Raw genomic sequence first — 16,526 nt, forward strand, 5'->3', positions numbered from 1 at the left:
GATAGACCGTTTAAGGCACTGTGAGTTGTTAACCTGGTGTCTATATTTACCTTTGCGCTAACTCATTGGTACGGAGAATGCCATGACTGAAAAAACCGGTTTTGCACCTGCTGCGGCCCCACATGCTTCAACCATCGTGTCGACGCCAGAAGCGGCAATTACCGCGGGTGAGACCTCCATTCCCTCGCAGGGGGAGAATATGCCTGCCTGGCACGCAAGGCCAAAATCGGCAGACGGTCCGCTGCCCATCGTGATTGTGATTCAGGAGATATTTGGTGTTCACGAACACATTCGCGACCTCTGCCGCCGGCTGGCGCTGGAAGGGTATCTGGCCGTTGCGCCAGAGCTCTACTTCCGTCAGGGCGATCCGAACGACTACAGCGATATTCCCACGCTGCTCAGCAACCTGGTGAGCAAAGTCCCGGACGCGCAGGTGCTGGCCGATCTCGACCACGTCGCCAGCTGGGCGGCGCGCAACGGCGGCGATCCGCATCGTCTTCTGGTCACCGGTTTCTGCTGGGGCGGACGCATTAGCTGGCTGTACGCCGCGCATAACCCGCAGCTCAAAGCCGCTGTCGCCTGGTACGGCAAACTGGTGGGTGAAAAAACGCTGAATTCGCCGAAACATCCCGTCGATATCGCCACCGAGTTAAACGCCCCCGTGTTAGGGCTTTACGGCGGTCAGGACACCGGTATTTCGCTGGATTCGGTTGAGACCATGCGCCATGCGCTCCGCGCGGCAAATGCGAAGGCGGAGATTGTGGTCTACCCGGATGCCGGGCACGCGTTTAACGCCGATTATCGTCCGAGCTATCACGCAGAATCAGCCAAAGATGGCTGGCAGAGAATGCTGGCGTGGTTTAGCCAGTACGGCGGTAAGAAAGCGTAATAAAAAAGCCCGGTGGCGGCTATGCCTTACCGGGCCAACAGGTAGGCCGGGTAAGCGTTGTCGCCACCCGGCAATCCAGCACCGCTACGCCTGACGCAAATTCTGCGCCGCCTTCACCATGTTCGCCAGCGCAGCGCGCGTCTCCGGCCAGCCGCGGGTTTTCAGTCCGCAGTCCGGGTTCACCCACAGGCGTTCTGACGGAATGCGCTGGGCCGCTTTTTTCAGCAGGGCTTCAATCCACTCCACGCTCGGCACGTTCGGGGAGTGAATGTCGTACACGCCCGGCCCGATTTCATTCGGGTAGTCGAACTCTTCAAACGACTCCAGCAGCTCCATGTCTGAACGCGAGGTCTCTATGGTGATCACGTCGGCGTCCAGCGCGGCAATCGAATCCATGATGTCGTTAAATTCGCAGTAACACATGTGGGTGTGGATCTGGGTGTCATCCTTCGCCACCGCAGCGTTGATGCGGAACGCCTCCACGCCCCACTGCAGGTAGGCATCCCAGTCGCTGCGGCGCAGCGGCAGGCCTTCGCGCAGAGCGGGCTCGTCAATCTGGATAATGCCAATGCCTGCCGCTTCCAGATCCGCCACCTCATCACGCAACGCCAGGGCAATCTGTTTGGCGATGGTTTCACGGGTCACGTCTTCACGCGGGAACGACCAGCAGAGAATGGTCACCGGACCGGTCAGCATCCCTTTTACCGGCTTGTCGGTCAGGGACTGGGCATACTTCGCCCACTCCACAGTGATCGCTTCCGGGCGGCTGACGTCACCGATAACCACCGGCGGCTTGACGCAGCGGGAGCCGTAGCTCTGCACCCAGCCGTTCTGGGTAAAGACGAAGCCGTCCAGGTGCTCGCCGAAGTATTCCACCATGTCGTTACGCTCGGCCTCGCCGTGCACCAGCACGTCCAGCCCCAGGTGCTCCTGTTCGATAATCGCCTGCTTGATGTGTTCGGCGATGCCGGTGCGGTAGTGATTCGCATCCAGATTGCCCTTCTTGAAGTCCAGACGCAGGCCGCGGATCTCCGTAGTTTGCGGGAAAGAACCGATCGTCGTTGTTGGCCACGCGGGCAGATTGAAGCGGGCGCGCTGCGCTTCGGCGCGCACCTCGTACGGGCTCTGACGCTGGCTGTCCCGGGCGGTGATGGCCGCCAGGCGTTTTTCCACCGCCGGGTTGTGCACGCGCGCCGAGTGACGGCGCGCCTGGATCGGTGCGCTCCATTCGGTAATCGCCGCCGTGTCGCCGCTGTTCAGCGCGTCGCGCAGCAGCGTCAGCTCTTCACATTTTTGCAGGGCGAAGGCAAACCAGCTTTTCACCTCGGCATCCAGACGCGTTTCCACGCTCAGATCGATCGGGCTGTGCAGCAGGGAACAAGATGAGGCCACCCACAGCTCACGTTTGCCGACGATGTCTTTGATTTGCGCATATTTTTCGGTGAGATCGGCGCGCCAGACGTTACGCCCGTTAATCAGCCCAGCAGAGAGCAGCCAGTCCGCTGGCAAACGCTTGTGCAATTCCGCGACATCGTCTTTACCGTGTACAAGATCAACGTGCAGGCCCTGAACCGGCAGCGCGGTAATGGTCTTCAGGTTCGGCGTCACGCCTTCAAAATAGGTCGTCAGCAGGAGTTTTACCTGACCGGTGAGCGCGTCATACGCCGGTTTGAAGGCATCGAGCCAGTCCTGCGGCAGCTCAAGCACCAGCGCCGGTTCGTCGATTTGCACCCACTGAATGCCGCGTTTGCCCAGCTCACTCAGCACCTGTTTGTAGACCGGCAGAATATCCTTCAGCAGGCTGAGTCGGTCAAACGGCTCGCCCTTTACTTTACCCAGCCACAGGTACGTTACCGGCCCGAGCAGCACCGGCTTCACCTGGTGGCCCAGCGCCAGCGCTTCATCCACTTCGTCCAGAAGCTGCGTCCAGGTCAGCCTGAACTGCTGGCCTTTGACGAACTCCGGCACCATATAGTGATAGTTGGTGTTAAACCACTTGGTCATTTCCGCCGCTGCCGCTGGCTCACCCGTTGGCGCGCGGCCACGGCCGATGCGGAACAGGGTATCGATATCTACCGATCCATCTTTGTTCTGATGACGAGCCGGTACGTTGCCAAGCAGCAGGCTGGTCGTCAGAACATGGTCGTACCAGGCGAAATCGCCCACCGGCAGCAGGTCAATGCCCGCCTGTTTTTGCTGATCCCAGTGGCGGGCGCGCAGCTCGCGTCCTACCGTCAGCAGCTCTTCACGGGTGGCATTACCCGCCCAGTAGCTTTCTTGCGCTTTTTTCAGCTCGCGACGCAGGCCGACGCGAGGGAAACCGAGAGTGTGATTGCGGATTGTCATGTTTTCTTCCTCTAATTAATTGTAAATCCTTTGGATTTTGAATTTAGGGAAGGCGGCAAGTTTGCTCATCCCCGGGAGCTTACATGAGTAAGTGACCGGGGTGAGTAAACGCAGCCAACGCACCATAAATTTAAAAGACGAAGGATTTTAGCCGTCCAGATGTTTACACATCCATAATTGGCAGTTACTGTATATTCCTCAAGCGCAAAATGTTCATGGCGAAGTGAAGGACTTTCATGATCGAGATTAAACACCTGAAAACGCTACAAGCGTTGCGGAACTGCGGTTCGCTCGCGGCGGCTGCGGCCACGCTGCACCAGACCCAGTCCGCCCTTTCTCACCAGTTCAGCGATCTGGAACAACGCCTCGGCTTCCGTCTTTTTGTGCGTAAGAGCCAGCCGCTACGCTTTACGCCGCAGGGTGAAATTCTTCTTCAGCTGGCGAATCAGGTACTTCCGCAAATCGCCAGCGCGCTGCAGGCGTGTAACGAACCGCAGCAGACCAAACTGCGTATCGCCATTGAATGCCACAGCTGTATTCAGTGGCTCACCCCCGCGCTTGAGAACTTCCGTCAGAAGTGGCCGCAGGTGGAGATGGACTTCAAATCCGGCGTGACCTTTGACCCGCAGCCGTCGCTGCAGCAGGGCGAGCTGGATCTGGTCATGACCTCTGACATCCTGCCGCGCAGCGGCCTGCACTATTCGCCGATGTTTGATTATGAAGTGCGCCTTGTGCTGGCGCCGGACCACCCGCTGGCCGCCAAAACGCGCATCACGCCGGAAGACCTGGCGACAGAAACGCTGCTGATTTACCCGGTCCAGCGTAGTCGTCTGGATATCTGGCGCCACTTCCTGCAGCCGGCCGGCATTAGCCCGCAGCTGAAAAGCGTGGATAACACCCTGCTGCTGATTCAGATGGTGGCGGCCAGAATGGGTATCGCGGCGCTGCCGCACTGGGTGGTGGAGAGTTTTGAACGCCAGGGTCTGGTGCAGACCAAAACCCTGGGTGAAGGATTGTGGAGCCGACTGTACGCCGCCGTGCGCGATGGCGAGCAGCGTCAGCCGATTACGGAGGCGTTTATTCGCTCAGCGCGGAACCACGCGTGCGACCATCTTCCGTTTGTGCGGAGCGCGGAGCGACCCATCGGCGATGGACCCACAGCGAAGCCAGGATCACCGCTCCCCCAATAATAAAGCTCGGCCAGTGCGGCTGTTGCTGCCAGATGGCGAGGTTGACCAGCAGCCCTGCCGGGACATGCACGTTGTTCATGATCCCCAGCGTACCGGCGTCTACCTGCGTAGCGCCGTAGTTCCACATGAAGTACCCCAGCCCTGACGCCACTACGCCCAGCCAGACCAGAACGCCCCACTGCACGGCGGTGGTCGGCAGCTTTTGCGGATTACCGAGCATAAACCACGCCGCTACCGCGACAATCGCGGCGCCCATATAGAACCACGCAAACGCGTTGTGCTGCGGCATCGGGCGGGTTTCCATCAGGCGTTTATAGCCCACCATGCCGATGGCGAAGCTGATGTTGGCGAGCTGGACGAACATCAGCCCGGTCCAGAAGTGATCGCTGACTTTGTCATAGCGAATAATCGCCGCGCCGATCACCGCCAGCGCCGCGCTCAGCAGGTATCCCCAGCGCAGACGGCGTCTGCTGAGCAGGTCGTAAATCAGCGTGATATAGAGCGGCGTCAACACGGTAAAGAGCAGGAATTCGGAGACGGACAGGTAGACGTAGGCCCGGAAGCTGAACAGATACATTATGCCGAGCTGCATCGCCCCCACCAGCATATACAGCACAATCGTTTTCAGCGATTGCCCGCGCGTGCGCAGAAACGGCAGGAACACCAGTGCCGCCAGCCCCACGCGCATCAGCACCGAGAAGTAGCTGTCGACCGAACCGGCAAGGTATTCGCCAATCAGGCTAAAGGAGAAGGCCCACAGGATAGTGGTGATAATGAGTAGCGCCACAATGCTTGTCTCTCAGAAAGAAGGAGAGGCATTGTAGCGAACTCTTTAGTTGACAACTGAGCAATAAACAACCGAATGAAGATTATTCAAGGAACAGTTTACGCAGATACTTCGGTACCGCGTTGTCAGCGTTAGAACCAATCACTTCCAGCTCAGGGTGCAGATCCTTCAGACGCTGGTGCGCGTTCTGCATGATGCAGCCCTTGCCCGCCATCGAAAGCATCTCGGCGTCGTTCATGCCGTCACCAAAGGCGATACAGTCTTTCAGCCCGAAGCCCAGACGTTTCGCAACCGCTTCCAGCGCGTGACCTTTAGAGACGCCACCCGCCATCACTTCCAGACAGGTCAGGGTTGAGAAGCTCACGTTGACGCGATCGCCCCAGCGGGCGTTGATCGCCTGTTCCAGCGGGAGCAGCTCTTCGTGGCTATCACAGGTGAAGAACACCTTGCTGATCCCTTCCGGCTCCAGCAGGCCCGGTTCGTAAAGGGAGTAGTTGAATACCGCTTCCTTGAAGAAACGCATTTCGTCCGGACGGTGGCGGTTCATAAACCAGTCGTCGTCGCGGTAAACGTTAGTGACGATAGCCGGGTTGTTATGCACCACGCCGAACAGATCGGCGGCAATATCGCGATCCAGATTGTGGGTAAAGATCAGATTGCCGTCGGTATCATGCACGCGCGCACCGTTGGAGGTGATCATGTACGATTTGATCTCAAGATTATCGCGGATCTGCCCCACGTCCACATGGTGGCGGCCGGTGGCGAACACAAAGTTCACGCCACGGGCAGTCAGGAGTTTTAAGGTCTCTTTCGCGTAAGGCGACAGGGTGTGGTCGGGGGAAAGCAGCGTGCCATCTAAATCAGATGCAACAACCTGGTACATAGGGATTTCAACCTCTGGTGGAAAACAAGAATCAATTATGCCTGTTGAAAAATTCAACAATGGCGTTAAGCGCGACTGAGCGCATAGCGTCCTTTTCAAAAAGGATCTCATGGAACGCGCCGTTAATGACCAGCGGTTTACCCCCTTCACAAGGGTGACCGGCTGCAGCGCGCAGTTCACAATAGCGGTCATGCATGCGGTTATCCACCACACGCTCTTCTTCCGCCTGGATCAGAAGCGTCGGCGTGTCATCATCGCCTACGCCCGCCAGCACCTGCTCACCGGCCAGAATCCCCTCCCGCACCCAGTGCCAGGTCGGGCCGCCGACGCGCAAGCGCGGTTCATCGGCATAAAAGCGCAGGTTGCGACGATAGCGCTGCCGGCTGTGGGTTAAGACGTTGATGGCGAACGGCAGCGCGCGCCAGCGTCCTGTGCCAATGGCGTAACCTTCACGAATGCGCTGATGGCCCTCAGCCCAATCAAGAAGATGGCGCACCATCCAGTCAGGAAAACGGATGACGATACCGTACATCGGCGCGGTGAGCGCAATGGCGTCGCACTCGTGCGCGTAACGCTGCAAAAACAGCGTCGAAATGGCGCCACCCATGGAGTGCGCAAGAATATACCGCTTGCGCCAGGGGCCGGGCTGCACTTCCTGCTGCCAGAACGCGGCAAAATCGTCGACGTAATCGCTGAAGCGATCGACGTGCCCGCGGTGCGTGTCCGGCAGCATACGTCCGGACAGCCCCTGTCCACGATGGTCGATGATCAGGACATCGAACCCCATATTGACCAGGTCGTAGGCCAGCTCGGCGTATTTAACGTAGCTTTCAATACGCCCGGGGCAGACCACAATCACCCGGTCATTTTTTTCATTTCGGAAACGAACGAAACGCACCGGGACGCCCCCGACGCCCGTAAACTCATCTTCCTCACGCTGCCGCCAGAAATCGGTCAGCGGCCCCATAGAGAAAGCAGCAAAAGCGTTTTCTCGTGTTTCCCAGTCCTTTTTCTGCTGAAACATTGGGTTTCCACTCACGTAATCCAGGGAATATCGTTTTTTTCGTCACCGGTCACAAAATGACTCAATAATAGCGTATTGTGGCATAAAAATAGACGGTTCGGGAGTTTCAAATGACCTTCGAATGGTGGTTCGCCTACCTGCTGACATCCATTATCCTCAGCCTTTCTCCGGGTTCGGGTGCTATTAACACCATGACCACCTCCATCAACCACGGCTACCGCGGTGCAGCGGCGTCGATTGCCGGTTTGCAGACCGGGCTGGGCATTCATATTGTGCTGGTCGGGATCGGTCTGGGAACCCTGTTCTCCCGCTCCGTGCTGGCCTTTGAGGTGCTGAAATGGGCCGGGGCAGCGTATCTGATTTGGCTCGGCATCCAGCAGTGGCGCGCGGCAGGCTCCATCAACCTGAATACGCTGGCTCAGACGCAAAACCGCGGCCATCTGTTTAAGCGCGCGGTGTTCGTCAACCTGACCAACCCGAAGAGCATCGTTTTCCTCGCCGCGCTGTTCCCGCAGTTTATCGTTCCGCATCAGCCGCAGGTGATGCAGTACGTGGTGCTGGGCGCGACCACCATTATCGTCGATATCATCGTGATGATTGGTTACGCGACACTGGCGCAGCGAATTGCGGCATGGATTAAAGGGCCTAAGCAGATGAAGGCCCTGAATAAAGTCTTTGGCTCGCTTTTTATGCTGGTTGGCGCGCTGCTTGCGTCAGCGCGTCACGCTTAGCGAGAAATGATGAGATGAATGCCGAAGCCGGCGAACAGCGCGCCGGCGAAGCCGTCAATCCACTTCGCGATACGCTGGTAGCCGCGGCGCATTGCCGGTAAAGCGAACAGGCTGGCCACGATGGTAAACCAGGCAAAGGTTTCAACGACGATCAGCAGGAAGATGCCCCAGCGTGCGCCCGCGCCGACGCTATCGCCGACAAACAGCGAGAACACCGAGCCGAAATAGATAATGGCTTTCGGGTTCGCCAGATTGGTCAGCAGCCCTTTTACAAAGCTGCGGCCGCCCGTTGCCAGCTCCACCTTCGGCTCTTGCGGTTTTTTCTCTTCTTTCTTCAGCGCCCCGCGCAGCATCTGGTAGCCCATCCAGCACAGGTACAGACCGCCGCCGACCATAATGATGTTATGCAGCCAGGCCATCTTCGCCAGGATAAGGTTCAGACCGAGCAGCGCAACGGCCGCCCAGACCATAACGCCCATGGTGATACCGAGCACGCCCATCATCGCCTCTTTGCGCGAGCGGCTGACGGCCGTTTGTGATACGAAGAAAAAATCCGGGCCGGGGCTCATCAGCGCAACGATGTGCACTAACGCCACGGTGAGAAATAGCATTAACATAATTAGCTCGCGGGGAAATAATTTAGTGAGTCATCATCCTGGCACTTTTTCGCCCGGCTGACTACTCCTCATCATCACCATCGGCGTGAGAGCGGATGAGCGCCATAAACTCTTTACCGAAGCGCTCCAGCTTGCGTGTTCCCACGCCGTTGACGCTGAGCATTTCGCTGGCGCTGAGCGGCATCTGCTCGGCCATCTCGATCAGCGTCGCGTCGTTGAACACCACGTAAGGCGGGATGTTTTCTTCGTCGGCGATGGCTTTACGCAGCTTGCGCAGTTTGGCGAACAGCTTGCGGTCGTAGTTGCCGCCGTAGGATTTCTGCATCACGCGCGGCTTCAGGGCGATGACGCGCGGCACGGCGAGCTTGAGTTCAACGTCACCGCGCAGGACCGGACGCGCCGCCTCGGTCAGCTGCAGGGCGGAGTGCTGGGCAATGTTCTGCGTGGCGAAGCCAAGGTGAATCAGCTGGCGAATGATACTCACCCAGTGCTCGTGGCTCTGCTCCTTGCCAATACCGTAGACCGGCAGCTTGTCGTGGCCCATATCGCGGATACGCTGGTTATTGGCGCCGCGCAGCACCTCCACCACGTAGCCCATTCCGAAGCGTTGATTCACACGGTAAATGGTCGAGAGCGCCTTACGCGCATCCATCAGGCCATCGTACTGCTTTGGCGGATCGAGGCAGATATCGCAGTTGCCGCACGGCTCCTGGCGCCCTTCACCAAAGTAGTTGAGCAGAACCAGACGGCGGCAGGTTTGCGCTTCGGCAAATGCGCCCATCGCGTTGAGCTTGTGGCGCTCGATATCCTGCAGCTGTCCCTGCGGCTTCTCTTCCAGACAGCGGCGCAGCCACGCCATATCGGCCGGATCGTAAAACAGCATCGCTTCCGCAGGCAGGCCGTCACGCCCGGCGCGGCCGGTTTCCTGATAGTAGGATTCGATATTGCGCGGAATGTCGAAGTGCACCACAAAGCGCACGTTCGGCTTGTTGATGCCCATTCCGAAGGCGACCGTCGCGACGACGATTTGCAGGTCATCGCGCTGGAATTTCTCCTGCACGTCGGCGCGGATGTGGTTCTCTAACCCGGCGTGATAGGCGGCGGCGCTAAATCCACGGTTTTGCAGACGCGCGGCGGTGTCTTCCACCTTCGCACGGCTGTTGCAGTAGATGATGCCGGACTTGCCGCGCTGCTCCTGGACGTAGCGCAGGAGCTGATCCAGCGGCTTGAACTTTTCCATCAGCATATAGCGGATGTTTGGGCGGTCGAAGCTGCTGACCTGAATATAGGGGTCGTTCAGCCCGAGCAGGCGAACGATATCCAGCCGCGTGGTGTCATCCGCCGTGGCGGTAAGCGCCATAAACGGCAGCTCGGGGAAACGCTGACGCAGCTGGCCGAGGGCCGCGTATTCCGGGCGGAAATCGTGTCCCCACTGGGAAATACAGTGCGCTTCATCCACCGCCAGCAGCACCGGGTTCCAGTGCGCCAGGTGGTCGAGGAAGTTATCCAGCATCAGGCGTTCCGGCGCGATATACAGCAGGCGGATCTGTCCGGTGCGACAACCGGCCATCACCTCTTGCTGCTGCTCCCTGGTTTGGGTCGAGTTGAGACAGGCCGCCGCCACGCCGTTGGCGAGCAGCTGGTCAACCTGGTCTTTCATCAGAGAAATAAGGGGGGATACCACGACCGTCAGGCCGTTAAGCACCAGCGCGGGCACCTGATAACAGAGGGACTTGCCGCCACCGGTCGGCATTACCACCAGGCAATCACGACCTTCCAGCACCGTTTCAATGATGGTTTCCTGGCCAGGGCGGAACTGCTGGTAGCCAAAGGTTTCATGCAAAACCTGTTTAGCCAGCGACTCCTGATTCAATACTTCCGCCTGCGCCACGTTAACCCCATATGCCAGAAATGAAACAGGCGCTATTTTCAGCGCCTGAGAGAGAAACATCAACGTTTAACGCAAAAACATTCGAACAGCCTAGAGAATATCGTTCAGCATCACGCCCACGCCGACGCGGGTCTGGTTGAAGTTGTAATCGATAAGCGACTCGCCGTAACCGCTGTACACCTGAGTATAGATGCGGACATGCTTCGTCATTGGATAGCTTAAGCCCACTTCCGCACCGCCGTAGCCGGTGTTCCAGTTGTACTGGCCTTTGGCGCTGAGCACGGCATCACCCAACTGATAGCCGACTTTGAGCTGGTAGTAGCCCATATATTTGGTGATATCCGGGTTATCATCGGTTTCGCCCACCACATACCACGGCTTCACTTCCACCATCCAGTTACCGTTCTGCGCCATCAAACGCGTATAGGCACGGTTCCAGCTGCGCGATGTCGGGTCAGAGCGACCGTTGGAATCGTGGTTAAAGCCCACTTCGACGTCACGCAGCGTCCAGCCCGCAAACTCATAATCCGTTGCAAAACCGAGGAACAGCTGCGGCTCATAGTTGGTTTCACGGAACGGTGAGGACTCTCCGCTGTTAGAGAGCTGCCACCAGGATTTCTGCGTGTAAGACGCCCCGAGCACCGAGTTCGGCCCCAGAATACCGCGCCAGAACGGGAACGCGAGGCTGAGCTGGAACTTCACCTCATCTTTACGCGCATTATCAGACCAGTTATAGGAGCTTATCGCCTCTTTGTTGAGATCGCTGGTCTGGGTATAAATCACATAGTTGGTGTCATACGGATAGAGCGTGAACGGATTGTCATGCTCCTGAAGAAGGTTCGCGATAATGCTACCGTGAACGGCAGGTTTATCATGCACCTCTTTAATCGTCGCTTCCTGCGCATATGCTGTGAGGGGCAGCGCAACCGCCGCCAGTAACCAGGCCAGATACGTCCGCATCGGTGGTGTTCTCCTGCAAAAGAGTAAAATTAGCTGAATAGTTATGTGGCGAACATTCTACAGACTTCTGCGACAACTGCTGCATCCTCGTTTCTGAAAGTGGAATTCCTTGTTGCCGAGGCATAAAATCAACATTTCGTTAACAATAAGGATGTGATGCCTCATGTCAGCCATGCTTACCGCCGAAGAAGTGTTAAAACTCGTGGGCGAGATTTTTGTTTACCATATGCCGTTTAACCGCGCGCTGGGACTGGAGCTGGAACGTTACGAGAAAGACTTTGCCCAGCTGAGCTTCAACAACCAGCCGATGATGGTGGGTAACTGGGCGCAAAGTATTTTGCACGGCGGCGTGATTGCCTCCGCGCTGGACGTGGCGGCAGGTCTGGTCTGCGTGGGCAGCACGCTGACCCGCCATGACACCATCAACGAAGACGAACTCCGCCAGCGTCTGGCGCGCATGGGCACCATTGATTTGCGCGTCGACTATCTTCGCCCGGGGCGCGGAAATCGCTTTACCTGTACCAGCAGCCTGCTGCGCGCGGGAAATAAAGTTGCCGTGGCGCGCGTTGAATTACACAACGAAGAACAGGTGTATATCGCCAGCGCAACCGCCACTTATATGGTGGGTTGAGGCGGCAAAATCGGGTAAAATTAATTCACTTTTTTGTAACGGATTTTCCCGATGGATGCTAAACAGACGCGGCAGGGCATTTTACTCGCCCTTGCCGCTTATTTTATTTGGGGTATCGCCCCGGCGTATTTCAAGCTTATCGCCTACGTTCCGGCCGATGAGATCCTGACTCACCGCGTTATCTGGTCATTCTTCTTTATGATTGCGCTGATGAGCCTCAGCCGTCAGTGGTCGGGCGTCAAAACGCTGCTGCAAACCCCGAAAAAGATTTTCCTGCTGGCGCTCTCAGCGGTGCTGATTGGCGGCAACTGGCTGCTGTTTATCTGGGCGGTGAATAATCATCACATGCTCGAAGCGAGCCTGGGGTACTTCATTAACCCGCTGGTGAATATCGTGCTGGGGATGATTTTCCTCGGTGAGCGCTTCCGCCGGATGCAGTGGGTGGCGGTGATTCTGGCCTTCTGCGGCGTACTGGTGCAGCTCTGGACCTTCGGCTCGCTGCCGATTATTGCCCTCGGCCTGGCGTTCAGCTTTGCGTTCTACGGCCTGGTGCGTAAGAAGATTGCGGTGGAAGCGCAGACGGGGATGCTATTTGAAACCCTGTGGCTGCTGCCCGTGGCGGCGATTTATCTCTTCGGCATCGCCGACAGCGCCACCAGTCATATGGGCAGCAACCCATGGTCGCTGAACCTGATGCTGATGGCGGCGGGCGTGGTGACCACCATTCCACTGCTGTGCTTCACCGGTGCCGCGACGCGTCTGCGTCTCTCCACGCTGGGCTTCTTCCAGTACATTGGCCCGACGCTGATGTTCCTGCTGGCGGTGGTGTTTTACGGCGAGGTGCCGGGGGCAGATAAGATGGTGACGTTCGCCTTTATCTGGGTGGCGCTGGCGATTTTCGTTGCCGATGCGATTTATACCCAGCGCAGGGTGCGCAAAGGGCTGTGATGTTGCCCTCACCCTCTCCCACAGGGAGAGGGAATTCGATCGTAGGGCGGGTAAGCGCAGCGCCACCCGCCAGATTTTTACAGCCAGTTCCGGCGCTTAAAGTACAGATACGGCGCCAGCCCCGCGAGGATCATAAAGATAATCGCCCCCGGGTAACCAAAGCTCCATTTCAGTTCCGGCATAAACTCAAAGTTCATCCCGTAGCTTGATGCCACCAGCGTCGGCGGCAGGAACACCACGGACACTACCGAGAAGATCTTGATGATGCGGTTCTGCTCGATGTTGATAAAGCCCATCGCCGCCTGCATCAGGAAGTTCACCTTCTGGAACAGGGATTCGTTGTGCGGCAGCAGGGATTCGATATCTCGTAAGATCTCGCGCGCCTGCTCCAGCTGACCGCCCGGCAGACGCGCCTTGCGCACCAGGAAGTTCAGCGCGCGCTGGGTATCCATCAGACACAAGCGCACCTTCCAGCCGATATCTTCCAGCTCCGCCAGCGTGGAGAGCGCTTCGTCGTACTCATCGCCCTGATGGCCTTCCATGATCACGCGGCTAAGCTTTTCCAGATCGCTGTAGATGTTTTCAATTTCGTCCGCCAGCTGTTCAATTTTGGTCTCGAACAGATCGAGCAGCAGCTCGTAAGCGTTACCGTCCACCATTGCCTGGCTGCGGGCGCGCATGCGGTAGAGGCGGAATGCCGGCAGCTCGCGCTCGCGCAGGGTAAACAGACGGCCGTCGCGAATGGTAAACGCCACGGTGGAGTTACCCGCGTGGTCTTCCGCATCTTCAAAGAAGAAGAAGGAGTGAATATGCAGACCGTCTTCGTCTTCAAAAAAACGCGCGGATGCTTCGATGTCTTCCAGTTCCGGGCGGGTTGCCAGGCTTTGCCCCAGTTCAGATTGTACGCGAAGGCGTTCATCGTCGTCCGGCTCGACCAGATCCACCCATACGGCATCAATGAGGGGCTGTGACTCTTCGGCTTCAAGCCGAGTCAGTCGGTTATTTTCGAGTTGAAATGCGCTCAACATGACCGGGACTCCCAATGCAAAAAATATCGGACAGTTCGGTGGGCACACAGAAACAAATTGGGTTTCAGACCATTAAACAGCCTGACTCAGCGCGACGGGAATAATGCAGGTCGCTGACAACCACTAAGGCCATCAGCAAGAGGAGATAGCCTTAGGAGTTGTTCCTGGATGACAGGGAATTGAGCCAGTATCTACTGGGTGTGTCCAAGGCGAATGTCCTCTTAGCGTAATCGTGCGCGCATGTTACGCCAGCTATAACTGTGGCGTCAACACGCAACGGAACGCTGAAGGGCATTAATTGACCTTCACTGTATAAGGCTAGCAGATTATTACAAAATAATGATATTTTTCTGAATGTTAGACTGTTTCCAGCTTCGCATAGGCCGCCACCAGCCATTTGATCCCCTGCCCCTGGAACGCCACCTGCAGGCGGCTGTGCTCGCCGCTGCCTTCCAGATTCACAATGGTGCCTTCGCCAAACTTCGAATGGCGCACGCGCTGGCCCAGCTTGTAGCCGGTGTCGGTTTCCGCAATCGGCGAGCCCATGCGCTGATGGCTGACCGGACGGCTGATGCTCGCCCGCAGACGCACCTCTTCCACGCACTCCTCCGGCAGTTCGCCGATAAAGCGCGACGGACGGTGATAGACCTCTTTACCGTACAGACGTCGGGTTTCGGCGTAGGTTAGCGTCAGCTTTTGCATCGCGCGCGTCACGCCCACGTAGGCCAGACGACGTTCCTCTTCCAGACGTCCGCCTTCATCCAGCGACATCTGGCTCGGGAACATCCCCTCTTCCATCCCGACGATAAACACCTGCGGGAACTCCAGACCTTTGGCAGAGTGCAGGGTCATCAGCTGAACCGCATCCTGCCAGGTGTCCGCCTGCCCTTCACCCGCTTCCAGCGCGGCGTGGGAGAGGAACGCCTGCAGCGGCATCAGGTCTTCGTCTTCTTCGTTGTAGCTGAACTGGCGCGTTGCCGTGACCAGTTCCTCTAAGTTCTCAATACGGGTCTGGCCCTTCTCGCCTTTCTCCTGCTCGTACATGGTTCGCAGGCCGGAGTCTTTAATCACCCGGTCGGTCTGCACGTGCAGCGGCATATCGGCCGTTTCCTGCGCCAGGGCGTCAATCAGCTCAAGGAAGCGCTGTAATGCGCTGGCGGCACGTCCGGCGAGCGCTTTTTCCTGCAGCAGCTCGCGGCACGCCTGCCACAGCGTCAGCTGGCGATCGCGCGAGGCCTGACGCACCACGTCCAGCGTGCGGTCGCCAATCCCGCGGGTCGGCGTATTGACCACGCGTTCAAACGCCGCGTCGTCGTTACGGTTCGCAATGAGGCGCAGATACGACAGCGCATCTTTGATTTCCTGGCGTTCGAAGAAGCGCATGCCGCCATAAATGCGGTACGGCATGCTCACCTGCAGCAGCGCCTCTTCCAGCACGCGCGACTGGGCGTTGCTGCGATAGAGAATGGCGCACTGCTCCAGCGCGCCGCCGTTGTCCTGCCAGGTTTTGATGCGGTTCACCACAAAGCGGGCTTCGTCGAGCTCGTTGAAGGCGCAGTAAATCGAAATCGGTTCGCCGTCGACGCCGTCGGTCCACAGCTTTTTACCCAGACGCCCGTTGTTGTTTTCAATCAGGGCATTGGCCGCGCTCAGGATGTTGCTGGTTGAACGGTAGTTCTGCTCCAGACGGATGGTTTCCGCGCCGGGGAAATCGTTGAGGAAGCGCTGGATGTTCTCCACCTGCGCCCCGCGCCAGCCGTAGATCGACTGGTCATCATCGCCCACGATCATCACCTTGCCGGTATCACCGGCCAGCAGGCGGATCCACGCGTACTGGATGTTGTTGGTATCCTGGAACTCGTCCACCAGGATATTGGTGAAGCGTTCACGGTAGTGCTGCAGGATGTGCGGCTTGTTGAGCCACAGCTCGTGGGCGCGCAGCAGCAGCTCGGCAAAATCCACCAGGCCGGCGCGATCGCACGCTTCCTGATAGGCCTTGTAGACGTTCTGCCAGGTCTGCTCGACCGGGTTGCCGAAGCTCTGAATGTGGTGCGGGCGCAGCCCCTCGTCCTTCTGGCCGTTGATGTACCACATCGCCTGACGCGGCGGCCACTGCTTCTCGTCGAGGTTCATCGCCTTGATCAGGCGCTTCAGCAAGCGGAGCTGGTCTTCGCTGTCGAGGATCTGGAAATCCTGCGGCAGGTTGGCGTCCATATGGTGCGCGCGCAGCAGGCGGTGCGCCAGGCCGTGGAAGGTGCCAACCCACATGCCGCCCTGGCTGGTGCCCATCAGCTGAGCGATACGGTGGCGCATCTCTGCTGCCGCCTTGTTGGTAAACGTCACCGCCATGATGGAGTACGGGGAGCAGTTCTCCACGCTCTGCAGCCAGGCGATACGGTGAACCAGCACGCGCGTCTTACCACTGCCCGCCCCAGCCAGTACCAGCATGTTGGTGCGCGAGGCGGCAACCGCGTCACGCTGTTTGTCATTAAGGCTGTCGAGCAGGTAAGAAACGTCCATTGGCACCGTCACATAGTATTCAGGAACACAGCGAAGCGCCCGGTGGCGCTTCGCTTACCGGGCCTACAACTGCAAACCCCT

15 protein-coding genes are annotated in these 16,526 nt (G+C 58.0%); 5 read left to right on the forward strand and 10 right to left on the reverse strand.

Features of this window, described 5'->3' with window-relative positions; all coding sequences use genetic code 11:
• Positions 1-82: 82 nt before the first annotated feature.
• Complete coding sequence (locus tag ACMGGX_RS08855; protein ID WP_133551151.1) at positions 83-889, forward strand: dienelactone hydrolase family protein; 807 nt, start codon at positions 83-85, stop codon at positions 887-889.
• An 84-nt stretch (positions 890-973) separates the two neighbouring features.
• Here ACMGGX_RS08855 and metE read toward each other — a convergent pair whose 3' ends face one another.
• Positions 974-3,235: a 5-methyltetrahydropteroyltriglutamate--homocysteine S-methyltransferase gene (gene metE / locus ACMGGX_RS08860; protein WP_420298283.1), complete on the reverse strand. Its 2,262-nt coding sequence runs from the start codon at positions 3,233-3,235 to the stop codon at positions 974-976.
• Between the two features lie 236 nt (positions 3,236-3,471).
• On the opposite strand from metE, the gene metR reads away from it, so the two are divergent.
• Positions 3,472-4,425 (forward strand): HTH-type transcriptional regulator MetR, encoded by a 954-nt coding sequence (gene metR, locus ACMGGX_RS08865; RefSeq protein WP_023309616.1) that lies wholly within the window; start codon positions 3,472-3,474, stop codon positions 4,423-4,425.
• On the opposite strand, the gene ACMGGX_RS08870 is transcribed toward metR, so the two are convergent.
• The 3 genes from ACMGGX_RS08870 to pldB form a co-directional block, all read right to left on the reverse strand.
• On the reverse strand, positions 4,313-5,212 hold the full coding sequence (locus tag ACMGGX_RS08870) for a carboxylate/amino acid/amine transporter (protein ID WP_032665167.1): 900 nt from the start codon (positions 5,210-5,212) through the stop codon (positions 4,313-4,315). The two genes, metR and ACMGGX_RS08870, sit on opposite strands and share 113 nt — an antisense overlap.
• 82 nt (positions 5,213-5,294) lie before the next feature.
• Positions 5,295-6,095, reverse strand: a complete 801-nt coding sequence (yigL, locus tag ACMGGX_RS08875; RefSeq protein ID WP_029741831.1) for a sugar/pyridoxal phosphate phosphatase YigL — start codon at positions 6,093-6,095, stop codon at positions 5,295-5,297.
• Positions 6,096-6,126: 31 nt separating this feature from the next.
• On the reverse strand, positions 6,127-7,119 hold the full coding sequence (gene pldB / locus ACMGGX_RS08880; protein ID WP_420298284.1) for a lysophospholipase L2: 993 nt from the start codon (positions 7,117-7,119) through the stop codon (positions 6,127-6,129).
• A 110-nt stretch (positions 7,120-7,229) separates the two neighbouring features.
• On the opposite strand from pldB, the gene rhtB reads away from it, so the two are divergent.
• The gene (gene rhtB / locus ACMGGX_RS08885; RefSeq protein ID WP_008501533.1) at positions 7,230-7,850 is read left to right on the forward strand and encodes a homoserine/homoserine lactone efflux protein; all 621 of its coding nucleotides are present in this window, start codon (positions 7,230-7,232) and stop codon (positions 7,848-7,850) included.
• On the opposite strand, the gene rhtC is transcribed toward rhtB, so the two are convergent.
• The 3 genes from rhtC to pldA form a co-directional block, all read right to left on the reverse strand.
• The gene (rhtC, locus tag ACMGGX_RS08890; protein ID WP_025757538.1) at positions 7,847-8,467 is read right to left on the reverse strand and encodes a threonine export protein RhtC; all 621 of its coding nucleotides are present in this window, start codon (positions 8,465-8,467) and stop codon (positions 7,847-7,849) included. The genes rhtB and rhtC overlap by 4 nt on opposite strands.
• A gap of 61 nt (positions 8,468-8,528) precedes the next feature.
• On the reverse strand, positions 8,529-10,358 hold the full coding sequence (gene recQ, locus ACMGGX_RS08895) for an ATP-dependent DNA helicase RecQ (protein ID WP_029741834.1): 1,830 nt from the start codon (positions 10,356-10,358) through the stop codon (positions 8,529-8,531).
• Between the two features lie 90 nt (positions 10,359-10,448).
• Positions 10,449-11,318 carry a phospholipase A gene (gene pldA / locus ACMGGX_RS08900; RefSeq protein ID WP_023333803.1) on the reverse strand — a complete coding sequence of 290 codons (870 nt, stop codon included), beginning with the start codon at positions 11,316-11,318 and terminating at the stop codon, positions 10,449-10,451.
• Between the two features lie 163 nt (positions 11,319-11,481).
• Between pldA and yigI the strand changes: the two genes are divergently transcribed.
• Together yigI and rarD are read left to right on the forward strand one after the other, a co-directional pair.
• Positions 11,482-11,949: an acyl-CoA thioesterase YigI gene (gene yigI, locus ACMGGX_RS08905; protein ID WP_008501538.1), complete on the forward strand. Its 468-nt coding sequence runs from the start codon at positions 11,482-11,484 to the stop codon at positions 11,947-11,949.
• Positions 11,950-12,000: 51 nt separating this feature from the next.
• A complete protein-coding gene (gene rarD, locus ACMGGX_RS08910) occupies positions 12,001-12,897 on the forward strand; it encodes an EamA family transporter RarD (RefSeq protein ID WP_262771603.1) in 897 nt (298 codons plus the stop codon).
• 77 nt (positions 12,898-12,974) lie between these two features.
• Here the strand turns inward: rarD and corA are convergent, their stop codons facing one another.
• From corA to uvrD, 3 genes are all read right to left on the reverse strand, one after another.
• Positions 12,975-13,925, reverse strand: a complete 951-nt coding sequence (corA, locus tag ACMGGX_RS08915) for a magnesium/cobalt transporter CorA (protein WP_008501540.1) — start codon at positions 13,923-13,925, stop codon at positions 12,975-12,977.
• A 151-nt stretch (positions 13,926-14,076) separates the two neighbouring features.
• A complete protein-coding gene (gene ysgD / locus ACMGGX_RS08920; protein WP_212743980.1) occupies positions 14,077-14,133 on the reverse strand; it encodes a YsgD/CorL family protein in 57 nt (18 codons plus the stop codon).
• 149 nt (positions 14,134-14,282) lie between these two features.
• Positions 14,283-16,445, reverse strand: coding sequence for a DNA helicase II (gene uvrD / locus ACMGGX_RS08925; RefSeq protein ID WP_033146899.1), 2,163 nt, complete (start codon positions 16,443-16,445; stop codon positions 14,283-14,285).
• Between the last annotated feature and the right edge of the window lie 81 nt (positions 16,446-16,526).

This window comes from Enterobacter sp. BNK-29 (genome assembly GCF_048684785.1).
Lineage (GTDB): Bacteria > Pseudomonadota > Gammaproteobacteria > Enterobacterales > Enterobacteriaceae > Enterobacter > Enterobacter cloacae_M.